This window comes from Candidatus Palauibacter scopulicola (assembly GCF_947581915.1).
Taxonomy (GTDB): domain Bacteria; phylum Gemmatimonadota; class Gemmatimonadetes; order Palauibacterales; family Palauibacteraceae; genus Palauibacter; species Palauibacter scopulicola.
Genome location: NZ_CANPWG010000008.1, coordinates 80,667 through 99,265, shown reverse-complemented (window position 1 = coordinate 99,265; position 18,599 = coordinate 80,667). Strand labels below are relative to the sequence as shown.

The 18,599-nt window shown below is 69.3% G+C and carries 21 protein-coding genes; 15 read left to right on the top strand and 6 right to left on the bottom strand.

The window, feature by feature from the left end; genetic code table 11:
• Nucleotides 1-5: 5 nt before the first annotated feature.
• The 5 genes from RN743_RS01035 to RN743_RS01015 all read right to left on the bottom strand — a co-directional run bounded on the left by RN743_RS01035 (nt 6) and on the right by RN743_RS01015 (nt 5,282).
• Nucleotides 6-1,250, bottom strand: a complete 1,245-nt coding sequence (locus RN743_RS01035; protein WP_310775334.1) for an ABC transporter permease — start codon at nt 1,248-1,250, stop codon at nt 6-8.
• Nucleotides 1,251-1,271: 21 nt separating this feature from the next.
• Nucleotides 1,272-2,324: an ABC transporter ATP-binding protein gene (locus RN743_RS01030; RefSeq protein ID WP_310775332.1), complete on the bottom strand. Its 1,053-nt coding sequence runs from the start codon at nt 2,322-2,324 to the stop codon at nt 1,272-1,274.
• A complete protein-coding gene (locus tag RN743_RS01025; protein WP_310775330.1) occupies nt 2,321-3,646 on the bottom strand; it encodes an efflux RND transporter periplasmic adaptor subunit in 1,326 nt (441 codons plus the stop codon). The genes RN743_RS01030 and RN743_RS01025 overlap by 4 nt, the downstream gene beginning before the upstream one ends.
• Nucleotides 3,647-3,768: 122 nt before the next feature.
• Nucleotides 3,769-4,515 (bottom strand): YIP1 family protein, encoded by a 747-nt coding sequence (locus RN743_RS01020; RefSeq protein WP_310775327.1) that lies wholly within the window; start codon nt 4,513-4,515, stop codon nt 3,769-3,771.
• A gap of 35 nt (nt 4,516-4,550) precedes the next feature.
• Entirely contained in the window at nt 4,551-5,282 is a 732-nt protein-coding gene (locus RN743_RS01015; RefSeq protein ID WP_310775325.1) for a hypothetical protein, read from the bottom strand.
• Between the two features lie 124 nt (nt 5,283-5,406).
• On the opposite strand from RN743_RS01015, the gene RN743_RS01010 reads away from it, so the two are divergent.
• Nucleotides 5,407-6,942 (top strand): YifB family Mg chelatase-like AAA ATPase, encoded by a 1,536-nt coding sequence (locus tag RN743_RS01010; protein ID WP_310775322.1) that lies wholly within the window; start codon nt 5,407-5,409, stop codon nt 6,940-6,942.
• A gap of 41 nt (nt 6,943-6,983) precedes the next feature.
• Here the strand turns inward: RN743_RS01010 and RN743_RS01005 are convergent, their stop codons facing one another.
• The gene (locus RN743_RS01005; RefSeq protein ID WP_310775320.1) at nt 6,984-7,622 is read right to left on the bottom strand and encodes an aminodeoxychorismate/anthranilate synthase component II; all 639 of its coding nucleotides are present in this window, start codon (nt 7,620-7,622) and stop codon (nt 6,984-6,986) included.
• Between RN743_RS01005 and thpR the strand changes: the two genes are divergently transcribed.
• The 14 genes from thpR to hpt all read left to right on the top strand — a co-directional run bounded on the left by thpR (nt 7,621) and on the right by hpt (nt 18,587).
• A complete protein-coding gene (gene thpR / locus RN743_RS01000) occupies nt 7,621-8,235 on the top strand; it encodes an RNA 2',3'-cyclic phosphodiesterase (RefSeq protein WP_310775318.1) in 615 nt (204 codons plus the stop codon). The two genes, RN743_RS01005 and thpR, sit on opposite strands and share 2 nt — an antisense overlap.
• Before the next feature lie 39 nt (nt 8,236-8,274).
• Nucleotides 8,275-8,922 carry a hypothetical protein gene (locus tag RN743_RS00995; RefSeq protein ID WP_310775316.1) on the top strand — a complete coding sequence of 216 codons (648 nt, stop codon included), beginning with the start codon at nt 8,275-8,277 and terminating at the stop codon, nt 8,920-8,922.
• Nucleotides 8,923-8,947: 25 nt separating this feature from the next.
• Nucleotides 8,948-10,438 carry an aldehyde dehydrogenase family protein gene (locus RN743_RS00990; RefSeq protein ID WP_310775314.1) on the top strand — a complete coding sequence of 497 codons (1,491 nt, stop codon included), beginning with the start codon at nt 8,948-8,950 and terminating at the stop codon, nt 10,436-10,438.
• 134 nt (nt 10,439-10,572) lie between these two features.
• Nucleotides 10,573-11,400, top strand: a complete 828-nt coding sequence (gene lepB / locus RN743_RS00985; RefSeq protein WP_310775312.1) for a signal peptidase I — start codon at nt 10,573-10,575, stop codon at nt 11,398-11,400.
• Nucleotides 11,401-11,411: 11 nt separating this feature from the next.
• Nucleotides 11,412-12,206 (top strand): sigma-70 family RNA polymerase sigma factor, encoded by a 795-nt coding sequence (locus tag RN743_RS00980; protein ID WP_310775310.1) that lies wholly within the window; start codon nt 11,412-11,414, stop codon nt 12,204-12,206.
• Nucleotides 12,207-12,278: 72 nt separating this feature from the next.
• Complete coding sequence (gene rplM, locus RN743_RS00975; RefSeq protein WP_310775308.1) at nt 12,279-12,716, top strand: 50S ribosomal protein L13; 438 nt, start codon at nt 12,279-12,281, stop codon at nt 12,714-12,716.
• A gap of 36 nt (nt 12,717-12,752) precedes the next feature.
• Complete coding sequence (rpsI, locus tag RN743_RS00970; protein ID WP_310757585.1) at nt 12,753-13,148, top strand: 30S ribosomal protein S9; 396 nt, start codon at nt 12,753-12,755, stop codon at nt 13,146-13,148.
• A gap of 23 nt (nt 13,149-13,171) precedes the next feature.
• The gene (rpsB, locus tag RN743_RS00965; protein ID WP_310775306.1) at nt 13,172-14,152 is read left to right on the top strand and encodes a 30S ribosomal protein S2; all 981 of its coding nucleotides are present in this window, start codon (nt 13,172-13,174) and stop codon (nt 14,150-14,152) included.
• A gap of 53 nt (nt 14,153-14,205) precedes the next feature.
• A complete protein-coding gene (gene tsf, locus RN743_RS00960) occupies nt 14,206-15,054 on the top strand; it encodes a translation elongation factor Ts (protein ID WP_310775304.1) in 849 nt (282 codons plus the stop codon).
• 56 nt (nt 15,055-15,110) lie between these two features.
• On the top strand, nt 15,111-15,794 hold the full coding sequence (gene pyrH / locus RN743_RS00955; RefSeq protein WP_310775302.1) for a UMP kinase: 684 nt from the start codon (nt 15,111-15,113) through the stop codon (nt 15,792-15,794).
• Nucleotides 15,795-15,834: 40 nt separating this feature from the next.
• The gene (gene frr / locus RN743_RS00950) at nt 15,835-16,392 is read left to right on the top strand and encodes a ribosome recycling factor (protein ID WP_310775300.1); all 558 of its coding nucleotides are present in this window, start codon (nt 15,835-15,837) and stop codon (nt 16,390-16,392) included.
• The gene (locus RN743_RS00945) at nt 16,389-16,640 is read left to right on the top strand and encodes a hypothetical protein (protein ID WP_310775298.1); all 252 of its coding nucleotides are present in this window, start codon (nt 16,389-16,391) and stop codon (nt 16,638-16,640) included. Before frr ends, RN743_RS00945 begins: the two co-directional genes overlap by 4 nt.
• 38 nt (nt 16,641-16,678) lie before the next feature.
• Nucleotides 16,679-18,043: a tRNA lysidine(34) synthetase TilS gene (gene tilS, locus RN743_RS00940; protein ID WP_310775296.1), complete on the top strand. Its 1,365-nt coding sequence runs from the start codon at nt 16,679-16,681 to the stop codon at nt 18,041-18,043.
• On the top strand, nt 18,024-18,587 hold the full coding sequence (hpt, locus tag RN743_RS00935) for a hypoxanthine phosphoribosyltransferase (RefSeq protein WP_310775294.1): 564 nt from the start codon (nt 18,024-18,026) through the stop codon (nt 18,585-18,587). Before tilS ends, hpt begins: the two co-directional genes overlap by 20 nt.
• Nucleotides 18,588-18,599 lie beyond the last annotated feature (12 nt).

Below are 18,599 nucleotides of genomic sequence, written 5' to 3'. Positions count from 1 at the left end.
CAACCTCACTCGAACCTGAGGGCTTCGATCGGATCGAGCCGGGCCGCCCGATAGGCGGGATAGAGGCCGGAAACGATCCCTACTCCGAGCCCAAGAATGAGGGAGATGATCATCGCCGGCACCGATACAGCGGCCGGCAGCGGCGTGAGTTGTTCGACGAGCAGCGCCATCCCGAATCCGGAGCCGATACCCAATGCCGCACCCAGGATCGAGAGCGTCGACGCCTCGGTCAGGAACTGGAACAGGACATCGCGGCGCCGGGCTCCGAGAGACTTGCGGAGCCCGATCTCCCGCGTCCGGTCCGTGACCGAGAGCAGCATGATGTTCATGATCACGATGCCGCCCACCACTAGCGAGATCCCGACCAGGCCGGGCAATGCCGTCATCAGCACCCGGTTGATCGTCTCCCACGCATCGAGCAGTCCGCCCGAAGTGTCAATGCCGAAATTGTTCGGCTCGGAGGGCCGGAGGCGCCGGTTTGATCGCAGCGCGCCCTCCACTTCCGCCATCGCCGGATCCAGTTCGTCGATCGATCCCATCTTGACGGTGATCCCGTCGACCTCCAGCCGCCGGCGTGCCACGGTGCGCTGAAACGTTTCGAAGGGAACGAGTATGGCCGCATCGCGCAGATTTCCCGCGAGGCCGCCTTGCGCTTCCAGCACGCCGACGACCCTGAACCCGTGCCCACCCGCGCGGATGCGCTTGTCGATGGGCGAGGTCGTGGGGAATAGCCGTTCGGCGATCTGGGCGCCGATGACGGCGACGGGGAGCGCCTGCTGATCATCGATGGGCGTCAGCCCCCGCCCATCCACCACCTTCCACCCCTGGACCGCCTCGTACTCCGGCGACCCCCCGACCATGAGGACATTGCGCCGTTCGTACTGCCCGTAGCGAGCCGAGCCCGCGACATCTCGCGCGTAGTAGGCCAGGTATTGGGCGTCGGGCGCCGCAGCCTGCACCACCGCCACGTCTTCCATGGTGAGTTGGGGATTGCGGCGCTGTCGGCGCCGCTCGGCCTCATCGACACGGCCGGTCTGGATCTGCGGCCGCCGCACGACGGTGAACGTGTTCACGCCGAAGAGGGAACCCGCGAAGTCGTCGCGCACATAGCTGTTCATGCCCTCGACGATCGTGATCACCGCCATGAGGAACGTGATGCCGATGCTGATGCCCAGGAGCGCGAAGAACGACTTCAGCTTCTGCGACCGGACCTGTTGCAGCGACAGGCGAATGCCCTCCCAGAATCTCATCGTCGGAGAGTCGCGCGGCCGCTAGCGGCCACCATCCACGGGTGGTGTGGTCGGGGGCGCCCAGGGGTTCGAGATCGGACGCGGGGTTCCCGGGGTCGGAGGGGTCGCCTCGGGCGGCGCCGGGTCCACCGGGACCGCCGTCGGGGGCGCCACCGGGTCGATCGGCACTGCCGTCGGGGGCGGCACCGACGGAGCAATCTCCGGGGGCGGTGACGGAGCGGCTTCGCGGGGCGGTGCCGGCTCGGGCGCGGCCTCCGGTGCCGAAGCGGTCTCCGGCTCAGGAGCGCGTGCAGGCTCGGCCTCCGGGCTCGCCGGTCGCGCCGCCGCACCCGAAGCCGCCGTGGGCTGCTTGAGTCCGCGCGCCAGGTAGTAGTCCACCGACATCTGCGCCTCGACCTTGCCGTCGACGAGCGTGATCACGCGCTGGGAGCGGGCCGCGATGTCGTACTCGTGCGTGACCATGATGATGGTCTGCCCGTTCTCGTGGAGCGTGTCGAAGACATCCATGATCTCCTCGGAGGTCGAGGAGTCGAGGTTGCCCGTCGGCTCGTCCGCGAGGAGGATCGAGGGGTCGTTGACGAGCGCCCTCGCGATGGCCACGCGCTGGCGCTGACCGCCGGAAAGTTCGTTGGGTTTGTGGTCCATGCGGTCGGCGAGCTGAACGATCTCGAGCGCCTGCGCCGCCTTCTTCTGCCGGTCCCGGCTCGACACTCCCGCGTAGATGAGCGGCAGCTCCACGTTGTGTAGCGCCGTCGCCCGCGGCAGGAGGTTGAACGTCTGGAACACGAACCCGATCTCCCGGTTTCGAATCCGGGCCAGGTTGTCGTCGCTCAGATCCTGGACCGCCTGCCCGTTGAGGACGTACTCCCCGCTCGTCGGGGAGTCGAGGCAGCCGATCATGTTCATGAGCGTCGACTTGCCCGAGCCCGAGGGGCCCATGATCGACACGTACTCGTTCCGGAGAATCTCGATGTCCACGCCCGCCAGCGCGTGCACCGTCTCCGTGCCCATCACGTACTCCTTCCTCAGGTCGCGCGTGACGATGATCGACTCCATCTGTCCGTTGCCGCTCATCGTCCGTTCTCCCCGTTCTCCCCGTTGACCGCCGCGTCGTTCCCTCCGCTACCGTCCTCGCGGTTGGCGGTGGCGCCGCCGCCGGCCGGCCCGTCGATCCGGATCCGGCTCCCGTCGCCGAGTTCGCGGATCGCCTGGAACGAGCCCGAGACGACGGTCGTGCCGACTTCGATCCCGGACACGACCTCGAAGTAGTTCTCGCCGGCGATCCCGATCTGCACCGGCCGGAAGCGGACGATGTCGCCTTCCACGACGAAGACGCCCTCGATGTCCCGAGCCGCGTCGGATCGTGGAGCGCTCGGCAGATTCTCGTTCGGGATCTCCTCGTACTCATCCGCATCCATCAGCGTGAGCGCCGTAATGGGGATGCTGGGCACGTCGTCGCGGGTCGCCGTGATCACGTCGGCCGTGGCCGACAGGTCCGGCCGGATCCCTTCGGGCGGCGCGCGCAGTTCGATCTTGACCTCGAAGTCGATCGCCTGGGCCGAACCGCCGGACGTGGCGGGATTCAGGGGGACGATCGAGCTGTTGCCGATCTCGGTGACGGTCCCCACGAAGCGCCGGTTCGGGAAGGCGTCGATCTCGACGTAGGCGGAGTCGCCGATGGAGATGTCGGGCACGTCCGTCTCGTCCACCTCGATCACGGCTTCCATGACGGAGAGGTCCGCGACCGTCAGCAGCACGGTCCCCGGGTTGTTCATCGTCCCGACGATCGCGGTCTCGCCGCGTTCGACGTTGAGCCGCGTGATCCGGCCCGACATGGGCGCCCGGATGGTGGTTTTCCCGAGCCGGTCGCGCTCCTGCGCGAGATTCGCCTCGGCCTGTTCGACCTGGTACTCCGCGGCTTCGAGCAGGCGCGACTGGACATCGGCGTTCGTCACGGCCTGCTCGACTTCCGCATCGGTCACGAAGTCCGTCCCGCGCGCCTGGAGCGCCGTCATGCGGTCCGCGTCCCGCTGAGCCTGCTGGTAGGCCGCATCCTGCTGAGCCTGGCTGGCGCGCGCCTGCGCCAGCGCGGCCTCGGCCCGCTGCACGGCGGCCCGGAACAGCGCCGGGTCGATCTGGAGCAGGAGGGCCCCCTCCTCCACGTCCTGGCCCTCCTCCACCGGGAGTTCGATGATCCTCCCGGCGACATCCGTCGTAATCTGAACCTGCGTCTTGGGCTCTATGTGGCCCGTCGCGGAGACGTCGTCGACGAGATCCCGCAACCCGACGGCCTCCACGCGCACTTCGACGACGCCACGCCCCTGCCTCTGCGTGGCGAGGAATCCCATGGTCGCGAGAAGTCCAACGACGACGACCGCGATGATCGCTTTCTTCATCCTGTACAAGGACCTTTATTTCGAGACTCGGCGGGCGGTTCGGGTAGCCGCACGGCCCACGCCCGGGGGTGCATCATCGGTACGTCACGGGTACGTCGCGACGGCGTGCGCGGTTTCACCCGTTAGCCCCCCAGACCGGCGAAGAGGCCTGCGAGCATCGCGAGCGCCGCCACGAGGATCAGGTAGAGCACCAGCAGATACGTCGTTCCCGCCGCCACGGACCGTCCCGGATAAAAGCGGCTCACCGCCACCCCGAGCACCCCGCACGTCCAAACAGAGAAGATGTTGATTCCGTTTAGGAACCTGCCGATGAACCCCCCCATCTCGGGCAGGAACAGACCGGGCGTGAGGGTCAGGGTCTCGGCGCCGGTCGCCATCAGGCCGATGGAGACGATCCCTCCCGCCGTGTAGATGTACATGGCGTGCGCGCCGGCGCTGAACAGCTGCTTGAAGCTGCCCTCGCCCCCCAGGATGACGTTGAACGCGATGAGGAGGAGTCCCGCAATGAGCGACACTGGGACGAGCGCCGCGAGGACCGCGCCTCCGACGACCCAGAACGCTCCCGGAGAAACGGCTGCGTCGATCTGCTCTTCCAAAACCGCGGGATCGGTTCCCGCGGGTACGAAGTCGGCCATCCGGGCCTCGGCCGCCCTCCGCAGTATCTCTTCGGGGACGATGACCGGCGTAAGGATCTGGAGCGCTATGCTTACGCCGATCAGTGTCAGGACGGCGCCCATCCAGGCGGGCCGGTGGCGGAGGGCGTCGAACAGCTTCGCCGGCGAGACGAAGACCTGCACGATCCGCACGGGCAGGGAGGGGATCCCGTGCTCCTCCGCCGATGCGTCGGACGATTCCGGATGGTGTTCCATGCTTCTCCTCCAGTCTGTCTCGGTCCCGGTCTGCCTCAGCTTCCGGCGGGGGCGCGCAGGGCCTCGCGGCCCTCGGCGTCCAGAACGCGGAGGAGCCGGTCTTCCGCGTCGAGCCATACCCGGTGCAGGGCGCCTTCCATGTCCACGTCGTAGCGGGTCGCGTCCACCGACTCCTCGCCGAGCGAAACGCTCTCCTCCGTCCGCGCGGCGAGGCGCACGGTCACGGTCCGGCCGCCGAGGGGCAGGATCGCCTTCAACCGCCCGTCCGGCGCTTCTCTGAGCGCACGCACGAGCACGAGATAGTGGTGTGCGACCCCCGGCTCCACGATCGCGGCCGCATCCTGGACCGGGTACTGCTTCCAGCGCTCGCCCTCCGGCGTCGCGAAGTGGAAGCGGACCCGGTCGGGGAAGCGCTCCCCGCTCACGATAGCCGATACCCCCTCGCGAATCTCGTATTTCACCGGGAGCAGGTCGGGGTCCATCTGGAGCCGCACCAGCCAGGCGGTTCGCTGCACCATCTCGACGCTCGCGGCGGCGTTCACCGTGGATCCGGTCCGCCAGATCCGGAAGCGTTCGGTCCCCACGCGGCGCCCCGCTTCGCGCAGGTACAGGTGGCCCGCGTCGAGTTCCTGCGCGCTCAGCGGCGGGGGAGCCGCCAGGCCCGCGAGCAACGGACCCAGCAGGAGCACGCCCAGCAGCCCCACCGCTCTCGTCGCTGACGCAGCGTCCTGCCACGGACTCCCGGCGGCGCCGCACGACGATCTCACGCTCTTCGCCACACTTCCCTCGTTCCTGCGCTCGTTCCCGGCCGGTTTGAGAACCGGTTGAGACCGGCGCCGATCCATGATTCACGGTGAAGTTACAAGGCTGCGCGAAGGGGAGCGAAAAAGAATGGCAAAGTGGGTGGGGTCGGCCTCGGTGATGTCGGCGGCGGTGATGGGACTCGACGTGCGGCCGGTGAGCGTCGAGGTGTCGCTGATCAGGGGGACGCCGCTGATGCAGATCGTCGGCCTCGCGCAGAGCGCCGTGCGCGAGGGCCGCGAGCGGATCCGGGCCGCCGCGGCCCAACTGGGCCTTCACGTTCCCGGGCTGCGCATCACGGTGAACCTGGCGCCGGCGGATCTTCCCAAGACCGGGGCCGCGCTGGACCTGCCGATCATGCTCGGGATCCTGTGCGCGAACGGGGACCTCCCTCAGGACGCCCTCGACGGGACACTGGCGGTGGGCGAACTCGGGCTCGACGGTTCGGTGCGTTCGATCCGGGGCGCCCTTCCGATCGCTCTCTTCGCGGCCGCGAACCCGCAGGTCGCGCGCCTCCTCCTGCCGGTCGCGAACCTGCGGGAAGCATCGGCCGCGGAAGGGATCGCCGTGGGCGGCTCGGAGTCGCTGACCCACATCCTCGCCGCTCTGAACGGCGAGGCCCGCCTGCGCGGACCCATGACGCTGCTGTCCCCCTCCGTTCGGACGACGGGAAGCCGCGGACCGGACGACGGCGGGTTCGACCTGTCGGCCGTGAAGGGGCAGTCGGCCGCCAAGCGGGCGCTGGAGATCGCCGCCGCCGGCGGGCACAACGTCCTCCTGTCGGGTTGCCCGGGTGCGGGGAAGACGAGTCTTGCGCGCTGCCTCCCCGGTCTCCTCCCGGCTCTCGAGATCCGGGAGGCGGTGGACGTGACGGCGATCCACAGCGTCGCCGGCCTCGTGGCCGATGGTTCCGGGCTCAAGCGCGCCCGGCCCTTCCGGGCGCCACACCACTCCATCAGCGAGGCCGGGCTCATCGGCGGCGGGACCCGTCCGCGGCCGGGCGAGGTATCGCTGGCGCACCACGGCGTGCTCTTCCTCGACGAACTCCCGGAGTTCGGGCGCCGCACGCTGGAGGCGCTGCGCCAGCCGATCGAGGAAGGACAGGTGCGGATCGTCCGCGCGGCCGGATCGGCCAGCTTTCCCGCCGAGTTCACGCTCGTGGCCGCGATGAACCCCTGTCCGTGCGGCTTCCTGGGCACGCCGGGCCGCTGCCGCTGTCTCGAGGAAACCGTGCGGCGGTACCGCCGCCGGGTCAGCGGACCGCTCCTCGACCGGATCGACATGCTCGTCGACGTTCCGGCCGTACGCTGGGAGCAACTCGCGGAAGCGGCGTCCGGCGATACGAGCGCGGTTGTGCGGGCCCGGGTGTCGAAGGCCCGCGCCCGCGCCGCCCGCCGCCACGGAACGATCAACGCGCGGATCCCGCCCGTCCGTCTCGAGGAGGCGTGCCGCGTCGGGCGCGGTGGCCGCTCGCTCCTGCGGAAGGCCGTGACGCATCTGGGCCTGACGGCCCGTGGCTACCACCGCGCGCTCCGCGTCGCCCGAACGATCGCGGACCTCGAGGGACGGGGCCGCGTATCCGAGGACCACGTCGCCGAGGCAATCCGCTTCCGCGGACCACAATAGAGCAGATTCCCCCGGCAGAGCAGTGTCACCCGGCGCCTCGACTACGGCAGGGCGTCGGCCGGGAGTTCGGGGCAGCGGCCGGCTTCCACGGGTTCGGAGGCGGGAACGTCCCCCCTGCCGAGCGCGAGGAAGTTCCCGAGGAGATGGCGTCCCCCGGCCGTGAGCACGGCTTCCGGATGGAACTGCACGCCCCACACGGGCCACGACTCGTGTTCGAGGGCCATGACTTCGCCCTCCTCCGTGCGGGCCGTGACCCGGAGGCCGGCCCCCGGCTCGCCGGGATCTACGACGAGTGAGTGGTAGCGGGTGACCTCGAGCGGAGAGGGGAGGCCCGCGAAGAGCCCGTGCCCCTCGTGCCGGATCGCCGACAGGCGGCCGTGCATCGGGCGCGCGGCCCGGAGGACCCGTCCCCCCGTCGCCGCGGCGATACACTGATGTCCGAGGCAGACGCCCAGTATCGGCATCTCGGCGCCCACCGTCCGGACCACCTCGACGGAAGCGCCGGCTTCGGCGGGCGTGCAGGGGCCGGGGGAGATGACGATGTGAGAGAAGCCCGCGTCCCCCAGCGTCCCCGGATCGACGTCATCGTTGCGCCGCACCCGCACGGTCTCCCCAAGTTCCTCCAGATACCGCGCGAGGTTGAAGGCGAACGAATCGTAGTTGTCGATGAGGAGGATCATGGCAGGCGCAGGATATGTCTCCCCCGACGTCCGGTCGAGGCTCTTCGCGGCCGTCCTCCTCCCGGCCCCGGTTCGCGCGGACCTCACGCGCGCGACCGCGGAGCTGCGGGCGCTGGAGGGCGTGCGGCCGGTGCGCGCCGAGCAACTGCACCTCACGCTGCGTTTCATCGGGGAGGTCGACCGCGGCCTCGAGACGCCGCTCGCACGGGAGATTGCCGCCGCCACGGCAGAGCACCCAGGCTTCCCGATCCGGCTGCGGGCCGCCGGCGTGTTCCCCTCCCACCGTCGCGCGCGCGTCCTCTGGGTCGGCGTCGAAGACACGCCCGCCCTCGCGCAACTGCAACGAGCCGTGGAGGAGGCCGTGGTCCGCGCCGGCGTGGCCCCCGACCCGCGCCCCTTCCGCCCGCACGTGACGGTGGGACGAATCCGCCGCCCGCCGCCGCCCGTAGGTTTGGCGGGCGCCATCCCGCGTGTCCGCTTCGAGGCCACGGTGGACGTTCGGCGCGTGTCACTGATGCGGAGCGAACTTCTCCCCGGCGGCGCGCGGCACACGGAAGTCGCCGCCTGCCGGCTGGCCGGCGGCGGCGATGACGCCCGCCGGGCGCAGCACTAGCTTACCCTCTTTCCCCGATTCCGGTCGGAGGCGGTCGACATGGGTATCTTCCGGAAGCTCTTCAAAGGTCTGGGCTTTCTCATCTTCCTTCTGATCCTGCTGATCGTCGGCTGGATCTTTCGCGGAGACATCGAAGCGTGGCTCGCGAACGCGGGCGCGGATGAAATCGTCGTCGCGGAGTCCACGCCCGAATTCGGTCCCGAGGCGGCGGCGGAGGTGGAAACGGCTCTGCAGGAGTTGGCGGCCGGCGGCGGGGTGGCCGAGACGCGGTTCACCGAGACGGAACTCCAGAGCTACGTTCGCTACGAGCTGGTCCCCCGGCTGCCGGCCGGCGTCGGAGAGCCCGCGGTCGAACTGCGCGACTCGACCGTCGCCTTCACCCTCATGCTCGACTTCACGCAACTCCCGATCGAAGCGGACATGGCGGCGAGCCTCACGAGGATGCTCGGGGATTCCGCCCGGGTCGCCGGCGAAGTGCTCCCGCAGGTCGGAGAAAGGGGCGAGGGACGCCTCCACGTCGTGGGTCTCCAGGCGGGCATCATCCCGGTGCCCCCGATGATGCTCGGCCTGGCCGCGCAGCAACTGGGGTTGCGTGCGGACGGACGAACCGTGCTCTTCGACATCCCCGAGACCGTCGTCGACGTCCGGGTGGAGAACGAGGAGGTCGTCCTCCTCATGGATCGCTAACTCCAGGAGCGGAGTTCCTCCGGCCATGGCTGAGAAGTTCCTCAACTACATCGCGGGCGAGTGGACCGCGCCCGCCAGCGGCGAACACCTCGAGAACCGCAACCCGGCGCGCACCTCGGACCTCATCGGCCTCTTCCCGGACACCGGCGCGTCGGAGCTGGACGCGGCCGTAGCGTCCGCGCAGCGCGGCTTCGAACGCTGGTCGAGGACGCCGGCCCCGGAGCGGGGCCTGGTCCTGAAGGCGGCGGGGGACCTCCTCACGCGGCACAAGGAGGACCTCGCGCGCACGGCCACGCGCGAGATGGGAAAGGTGCTCGACGAAACGCGCGGCGACGTCCAGGAGGCCATCGACACGGCCTACTACGCGGCGGTGGAAGGCCGGCGCCTGTTCGGACGCACGGCGCCCTCCGAGCTGCGGAGCAAGTGGGCGATGTCGTTCCGGCGTCCCATCGGCGTGTTCGGGATCATCACCCCCTTCAACTTTCCGGTCGCGGTCCCGAGCTGGAAGATCTTCCCCGCGCTGCTGTGCGGGAACAGCATCATCTACAAGCCCTCGGAGGATGTCCCCCACAGCGCCCACCGGTTCGTGGAGATCCTGCTCGAGGCCGGCCTGCCGCCCGAATGCGTGCAGTTGCTGCACGGCCGCGGCGAGACGATCGGGCGCGCCATCGTCGAACACCCCGGCGTCCCCGGCCTCTCCTTCACCGGGTCCACGGAGACGGGCAGCCGGATCGGCGAAGTCGCCGGGCGCATGCACAAGCGTCTCTCCCTCGAAATGGGCGGCAAGAACGCGCAGATCGTCATGGCGGACGCGGACCTCGACCTCGCCCTCGAGGGCGTGCTGTGGGGCGCCTTCGGCACGACCGGGCAGCGCTGCACGGCGACCAGCCGCCTCCTCGTGCAGAGCGAGGTTCACGACGAGTTCGTGGAGAGGCTGTGTTACGAAGCGCGCTCCCTCCGCCTCGGCGACGGGCAGGAGGCCGGCGTGGATGTGGGACCGCTCATCCACGAGGCCGCCCGCGAAAAGTGCGAGCGCTACATCGCGATCGCCCGCGACGAGGGGGCCACGGTCGCGACCGGGGGCGGCCGCCCGCCGGAGAGCGGCCTCGCCGACGGCTGGTTCTTCGAACCGACGGTTCTCGCGGGCGTCGACCGGGCACACCGGGCCGCGCGCGAGGAGATTTTCGGGCCGGTACTCTCCGTGATCCGCTTCGACACGATCGACGAAGCCTTCGATATCAACAACGAAGTTCAATACGGGCTCTCGTCGTCGATCTACACGCGGGATGTGACGGCGTCTTTCCGCGCCGTGGAGGAACTCGACAACGGGATCACCTACGTGAACGCGCCCACCATCGGCGCGGAGGCGCACCTCCCCTTCGGCGGCGTAAAAAACACGGGCAACGGGCACCGTGAAGGGGGGTGGGAAGTCTACGAGTTCTACTCGGAAACCAAGGTGGCGTACGTCGATTACAGCGGCACGCTGCAGCGCGCGCAGATCGACGTCGACTGGTGAGGCCGGACGGTGAGACCCCGTTGAGGTCCCCCCTTACATCTTAGGGTACGGGACCCGGATTGAGGCACGGGACCCGAAACGGGGTCGCACGCGGGACCGCCAATCACCGGCTTGTGGAAACAGGGAAGGATGGGATGGAGGAACGATCGACTGAGGGAGCCGCTTCCGGAACCGAACGGGAAGGCGTGGAAGAGGGCGCGGCGGCGGAGCGGCGAGTCCGCAGGTTTCGCGCACCCACGGTCCGGGCGCGCCGGGGTCGCGACGCGTCCGTCGGCCGGTGGATGTGGGAGTGGACGAAGTCCATCTTCGTCGCCCTGGTCCTGTTTCTCTTCATCCGGACCTTCGTGGTGGAAGCCTTCCAGATCCCGACCGCCTCGATGGAGAATACGCTCCTGATCGGCGACTTTCTGCTCGTCAACAAGATGGTGTACGGAGCCGAAATCCCCGGTACGGACCTGGAGCTTCCGGCGTTCGGCGAGCCTTCGCGCGGCGACGTCGTCGTGTTCGAGCCGCCGGCGTCCGCCGAACAGCCCCCGCGCACGAACTACGTGAAGCGAATCGTGGGCATGCCGGGGGATACGCTGCGCATGCGGCGGGCGAGACTTTTCCTGAACGGGGCTCCGTTCGAGGAACCCTACGTGAAGGCCTCTTCGAACTTTCCCGACGCCCCGAGCCCGAAGTTCGCGTGGCAGCGCCGGTTCCTGACCGATGGCGCGCGCCGCTCCGGCGCCATAACGACGCGAAACAACTGGGGTCCGCTCGTCGTGCCCGAGGACAGCTACTTCGTCATGGGCGACAACCGGTCGAACTCCGAGGATTCCCGCTACTGGGGCTTCGTGCCCCGGGATGCGATCCGGGGCCGGCCCTTCCTCGTGTACTATTCGTACGCTCGCGAGCCGGAGGGCCCCTGGGCCTGGCTCACCGAGATCCGCTGGGGCCGGATTCTGCGCGGCGTCGACTGAGGTCGACCGGAATGGTCCGCATATTCGAACGCTACCTCGCGGACATCCGCCGCGAGAGTCTGCTCGACGCGGAAGCCGAAGTGGAACTGGCGCGGCGGAGTCGGGCCGGCGACCAGGCGGCGCGCGTACGGCTCGTCAACGCGAATCTCCGTTTCGTCGTGTCCGTCGCGCGTGGCTACCGCGGCCGCGGCGTCCCGCTGGCCGACCTGGTGAACGAGGGGAACCTGGGGCTCGTGCGCGCCGCGGACCGCTTCGATCCGGAGCGCGGCGTCCGCTTCATCAGCTACGCGCACTACTGGGTGCGGCGGGCCATGATCCAGGCGATTGCCGACCACGGCGCTCAGCGGCCCCCCGGCGGCCCCGCCGCGCACCGCGTTTCCCTCGACGAGCTGGCCCCGGGGAGCACTTGCACCTTCGAGGAACTCCTGCCCGACGAACAGGCGCCCGAACCCGGGGCCGGAGTGATTCGGGAGCGGCTGCAGGACGCGGTCGAGGCGAGTCTGGCAGACCTCCCACCGCTCGAATCGGAGGTCGTGCGCCGCTACTTCGGCCTGGGCTACGAGAGACCGCAGACGCCGGCCGAGATCTCGGCGGCCCTCGACGTGTCGTGCGAGCGGACGCGCCAACTCAAGGCACGCGGACTTTCGCGGCTGCGCGCGGGCGCCGAACGGTCCGGGCTCGTTCGCTTCGTCAACGATGGCGCCCCCGGGGCCGGAAGCGCCTCCGCTCGGGCCGCGCCGCTCTCCCGTTCCGCTCGGAGAAATGCGCCTCCGCCCGCGATTGACTTCATACGAGGCCTTGAATAGCTTCACGGGCTATCATTTTCACGCGCTCGGCATCCGTCCCGCCGGGCGGTTTTTTTGAGGTGGGCAGAACGCATGAAGACGTACTCGGTGAAGGCGGGGGAGATCGAACGGGACTGGTACGTGGTCGACGCCGCGGATCAGGTTCTCGGCCGTCTCGCGACGCGGATCGCGACCGTCCTTCGCGGAAAGCACAAGCCGATCTACAGCACGCACCTCGACACCGGCGACTATGTCGTCGTGGTGAACGCGGAGCGGGTGCGGCTGACCGGAAACAAGGCGGATCAGAAGGAGTACTTCCGCCATTCCGGCTACATGGGCGGAGAGCGCTTCATCCCCTTCCGGCGCATGCTCGACCGGCACCCGGACCGGGTGATCAAGCTGGCCGTGAAGGGCATGCTGCCGAAGAACACGCTCGGCCGGCAGATGCTCGGAAAGTTGAGGGTGTACGCGGGGCCGGAGCATCCGCACGCGCCTCAGCACCCCCGCCCCTTCGACACGATCCCGGAATAGCGACACAGCGCACGGGGACTGCCAGGGAGACGAGAGTTGGCGGAAACGGAACAGGTCCAGTCGGTCGGACGTCGGAAGAAGTCGGTGTCGCGCATCACGATGAAGCGTGGCGTGGGCGTCGTGAACGTGAATGGCCGGGCGTTCGAAGAGTACTTCACGATCCCGCGGCACCGCTCGCTCGTTGCGGCGCCCCTCGATGTCACCGGAACGCGGGCGTCGTACGACATCGCCGTTCGGGTGCGCGGTGGAGGGATCACGGGCCAGGCGGAGGCCACGCGCCTCGGCATCGCTCGCGCCCTCCTGGCGATGGATGAAGACCGCCGTCGGACCTTGCGGTCTCACGGCATGTTGACCCGCGATCCCCGCATCGTCGAGCGGAAGAAGCCGGGTCGTCCCAAGGCGCGCAAGCGCTTCCAGTTCTCCAAACGATAGCGGGAAGGCGGAAAGCCGAACGCATGGGCGTCGAGCTGCAGGACCTCTTGAAGGCGGGCGTACACTTCGGGCACCAGACACATCGCTGGAACCCGAAGATGCGGAAATACATCTTCGCCGAGTGCGGCGGGATCTACCTCATCGATCTCAAGAAGACGCAGCGCGAGCTCGAACGGGCACACGAACTCGTGCGCCAGACGATCGTAGAGGGCAAATCCGTGCTCTTCGTGTGCACCAAGTCCCAACTCGCCCGCGTGGTGCGGGGGGAGGCCGAGCGGTGCGGCTCCTTCTACGTCACGGAACGCTGGCTCGGCGGGATGCTCACCAACTTCCAGACGATCAAGAAGAACATCGCGCGACTGAAGGAACTCGAGCGGGGCGTCGAGGAAGGGGCGTTCGAGTTCTACACGAAGAAGGAGCGGCTGCTCCTCGAGCGGGAGCGCGAGAAGCTCGACCGCTACCTGTCCGGCATCAAGGAGATGACGCGGCTGCCGGGGCTCGTGTTCGTGGTGGATTCGACGCGCGAGGAGATCGCGGTGCGAGAGGCGAACCGCCTCGGCATCCCGGTCGTCGCGATCGCGGACACGAATGCGGATCCCGATCTCCTCACCATCGCCATCGCGGGCAACGATGACGCGATTCGCTCCGTTTCCCTGATCACGCGCTCGATCGCGGACGTCGTGGAGGCGTCGCGGCGCGAGATTCCGGAGGCGGGCCGGGAAGAAGCCGAGTCGCAGGCGTACACGTATTCGAGCGACGCCGGCGGGGTCGCCGACGCCGCGGGCGGTTCGCGCCGCCGGAGGCCGAGGCGAAAGCCGCGTCCCGAGGTCATCGCGCAGCGACTGCACCATCCGGCCGTGATAGAGAGCGCCGACGGGGACGGCGAGCCGGCCGAGAGCGATGCGAAGGCCGAAGCGGCCGACAACCCGGAGCCCGCGGCGGATGCCGGATCGGAGGATGCCGAAGCGGCAGTGGCCGGAGAGGTGGAGTCGGAAGAGAAGTGACCGCAAGGGGCCACTTCGGTGGCCCTTTTTTTTGGGAAGGAGACATGGAGACCATGACGCAGATCACGGCCGGGGCGGTGAAGGCTCTCCGCGACCGGACAGGTGCCGGGATGATGGACTGCAAGCGCGCGCTCATCGAATCGGAGGGGGATTCGGAGCGGGCCATCGACCTGCTCAGGAAGGCGGGCGCGGCGAAGGCGGCGAAGCGCGAGGCGCGCACGGTGTCGGAGGGCACGATCCGCATCGCGGTGCGTGACGGGTCCGCCTCGATGGTCGAGGTGCTGAGCGAAACGGACTTCGTCGCGCGCAGCGAGGCATTCGAGGACTTCTCGCGGCACCTGGCGGAGCGGCTGTTCGACCTCCCGGTGCCGGACGGGGAGACCGTGCGCGGCGACGCGCTGCTTCGACTCGCGGGGGGAGACGCCATCGAGAGCCGCCTCAACGAACTCCGGGTCCAGGTCGGAGAGAACGTCCAGGTGGGACGCGCCGTGCGCTATGACCTCGGCGCGCACGGAGCCTTCGCGTCCTACGTCCACTTCGGGAATCGCATCGGCGTGCTGCTGGAGGTTTCGGACTCGGACGACGCGGCGCAGGAGGCGGCCCGCGGGATCGCGATGCATGCCGCGGCCACGAACCCCCGGGGCGTGTCGCCGGACGACATTCCGGAGGAGGAGGTCGAACGGGAGCGCAAGCTGCTGACCGAGCAGGCGCTGGAGCAGGGCAAGCCGGCCTCTATCACCGAGAAGATCGTGGAGGGCCGCATGCGCAAGTTCTACGAGGAGAACGCGCTGCTCTGGCAGGCCTACGTGCGGGATCCGGACCTGACGGTGAAGGACGTCCTGCGCGAGGCGGGAGACGATGTGGCGGTTCGGCGGTTCGTCCGCTTCGAGGTGGGCGGCTGAGTTCCGCCGGCCGGATTCCCGGGGGGGCGGGCGACCTGAAATACGGCCGCGCCCTCGTGAAGCTCTCCGGCGAATCGCTCGCCGGGAATCGGGGTTTCGGCATCGACCCGCCCGTCATCGAGGAACTCACGCACGAAATCCGTCGCGTCCACGAGAGCGGCGTGAGCCTCGGGCTCGTCGTGGGCGGCGGGAACATCATGCGCGGCACGGTGGCGAGCGCGCGCGGCATGGACCGGGTGAGCGCGGACTACATGGGCATGCTCGCGACCGTGATCAACGCGATGGCGCTTCAGGACATGCTCGAACAGTCCGGCGTGGAGACGCGGGTGATGTCCGCCATCAGGATGGAGGAACTCGCGGAGCCCTACATCCGGCGCCGCGCGCTGCGCCATCTGGAGAAGAGAAGGGTTGTGATCTTCGCAGGAGGTACGGGGAACCCGTATTTTTCCACCGATACGGCGGCCGTGCTCCGGGCGATCGAGATGGAGGCCGACGTGATCATGAAGGCGACGCGGGTCGATGGCGTGTACACGGCGGATCCGGAGACCGACCCGGAGGCCTCGCTCATTGACGAGATCGGCTATCTCGAGGTGATGACCCGGGAACTCGGCGTCATGGACGCGGCGGCGATCTCGCTGTGCAAGGACAACTCGCTGCCCATCGTCGTCTTGAACATCAAGCGCCCGGGTGCAATCCTGGCAGCGTTGCGAGGCGAGAGGATCGGGACCCTCGTCGCGTAACTCCCGGGTCCCGACGGATTCGCGAAGATCGGAGGGGACGGTGCCGGAGGAGACGCTGGAGAATGCGGTCCTGGCGATGGAAAGCGCGATCGAGGCGATCGCGCGGGAATTCGCCACGGTGCGTACCGGAAAGGCGACGACGGCGATCCTCGACGGCGTGAGGGTCGAGGCGTACGGCTCCGTCGTGCAGTTGCGGCAGGTGGCGAACGTCAGCGCCCCCGAGCCGACGATGCTCCTGGTGCAGCCGTACGATCCGAACATCGCCCGCGACGTGGCCCGCGCGATCCAGAGCGGCGACCTGGGGCTGAACCCTTCCGTGGACGGCGCGGTGGTCCGGGTGCCCATCCCGCCGCTGACCGAGGAGCGCCGGCGCGAACTCGTCAAGGTCCTCCACCGAATGGCGGAGGAGGGGCGGGTGTCGATACGGCACGCGAGGCACGACGCGCGCGACCGGCTCCTGAAGATGCAGCGGGACGGGGAGGTCGGCGAGGACATCTGCCGCCGCACGATGGCCGAGGTCCAGACGCATACGGACGACTACGTGAAGAAGATCGACGCGATGCTGGCGCGCAGGGAAGCGGAGGTGATGGAGGTTTGAACGGATCGAAGAATGTCGCCGACGCTCTGCGGGCGTACGTGGCCGGGCGGGACCGCGTCTGGGAGCACGGGCGCAAGCTCGGCCGGTCCGGGCTCGCCTCCGCAGACCCCTCTCCCGACCCTCCAGCGGAGATCGCGTTCGGAGAACTGCCGGCGCGGCCGAGGTTCGGCGTCGCCGTGGCCGAGGAACTGGACTTCCGCCGCGGCCCGGCGGCGTGGCGCGACCGCCCCCCGCAAGGAGAGTCCTGACACCCGGCGCCGCCGCCCCGCCGGTCGCGGGCGCCGGCGTGGAAACGCGCCTGAGGGCCGCGCTCCAGGCGGCTCCGGAGCTTCTGCCGCGAGGTTCGTGCGTCGTCGTGGCCTTCTCCGGCGGATCGGACTCGCTGGCGCTCCTGCACCTCCTCCGCGCGCTGGGCGAGTCCTGGCCCTTGAAGCTGTGCGCGGCCCACTTCGACCACGGACTCCAGCCGGAGAGCGCCGCATGGGCCGCGAGGGCCGCGGACCTCTGCCGCCGGATCGAAGTGCCGTGCGACGTGGGCCGGGCGACCGGACTCACGGGCGGCCCGGCCGAGTGGCGGGCGGCCAGATACGCGTTTCTTGCCGAGGCCCGGCGTCGGGCCGGAGCGGATCGCGTCGCCCTCGCACACCAGCGCGATGACCACGTGGAGACGGTGTTGCTCAACCTCCTGCGCGGCCCCGGCTTTCGCGGACTGGCCGGCATCCCCGCCCGCCGCGGCGCCTTCGTGCGTCCGCTGCTCGGCTTCGCGCGCGAGGAACTGAGAGGCTATCTGCGGGCCTCGGGACGCGAGTGGGCGAGGGATCCCGCGAACCGGAATCCTCGTTACCGGCGCGCTCGGGTGCGGTACGGGCTGCTCCCGGCGCTGGCCGGCCACGAGCCGTCCATCCGCCGCCAGCTGACGGAACTCGGACGGAATGCCGCCGTGGCCGAGGGGGGGCTGGAAGCGGGCGTCCGGCGGCTCCTCTCCAGCGCGGGATACGGGAAAAGCGCCGGCGGGGCGCAAATTGCCCGGTCCCTGTTGCTGGGGTATGATCGGGCGGCTCGCGGGCGCATGTTGCGGCGGGTCGCCCGGGACATGGGTTTTCTGCTGTCCCGGCGCGGAACCCGCGCGGGCGCATCCTTCATCGACACGGCGAAGAGCGGGCACGGAGTGGACATCGCGGCGGGTCTGCGGGTCGAGCGGGAGTTCGACCGGATTCATGTACGGCGCGTGCGCGAGGCGCCGCCCGACCGCGAGTTCGATATCGACGGGGTGCGGGCGGGACGGGAGCCGGTCCGCCTCGGCGGACGCGACTACGAGGTGCGCTGGGGCGCGCTGGAGGGCACCGAGCGGTGGGCCACCGCGCTCCCCGTCGACGGGATCCGGTTCCCGATCCGGGTACGGGGGCCGCAGCCCGGAGACCGGATCCGCACGCGGGCCGGGTCGCGGAAAGTCGCGAAGCTCCTGATGGAGCGCCGCGTGCCGGCCTCGGATCGTTCAGGCGTGCCGGTCGTCGCGGACGCCGACCGGAGAGTGCTGTGGGTGGCCGGGCACTCCCGGACGGCGGTGGAGCCGGCCCACCCCGGAGGAGCGTGGTTCGCCATTGGATTCACAGAGCGCCGACACCGGCACCATGACAGCCGCGGAACGTGAGTTCACGGAGTACACGGGGGGCGAGCCCCTCGGACGCATCGTCTACTCCGCGTCGGACATCGCGGCCCGCGTCGCCGGCATGGGAGCGGAGATCGCCGCCGCCTACCCGCCGGACGCCGACATCCTGCTGCTCGGACTGCTGAAGGGATCGTTCGTGTTCCTCGGCGACCTGGTCCGCCAGATCCGGCGTCCGCTGCAGGTCGACTTCCTCGTCGCGTCCAGCTACGGCAGGGGCACGAAGAGTTCGGGCCACGTGGAACTGCTCTACGACCCGCGAGCCCCGATGACCGGCCGGCACATCATCATCGTCGAGGACATCGTCGACAGCGGCACCACGCTGAACCAGTTGTGCGGCGGGATCGCCGAGCGACGTCCCGCTTCGCTGGAGATCTGCGCGCTCCTCCACAAGCACATCGCGCCGGACCTCGGGTGGGAGCCGCGGTGGGTTGGCTTCGATGCACCAAATGAGTTCCTTGTGGGGTATGGATTGGATCAGGCGGAGGATTATCGTCACCTTCCGTTTATCGCGTCTCTTCGTACGTGAGCCGTACGCGAG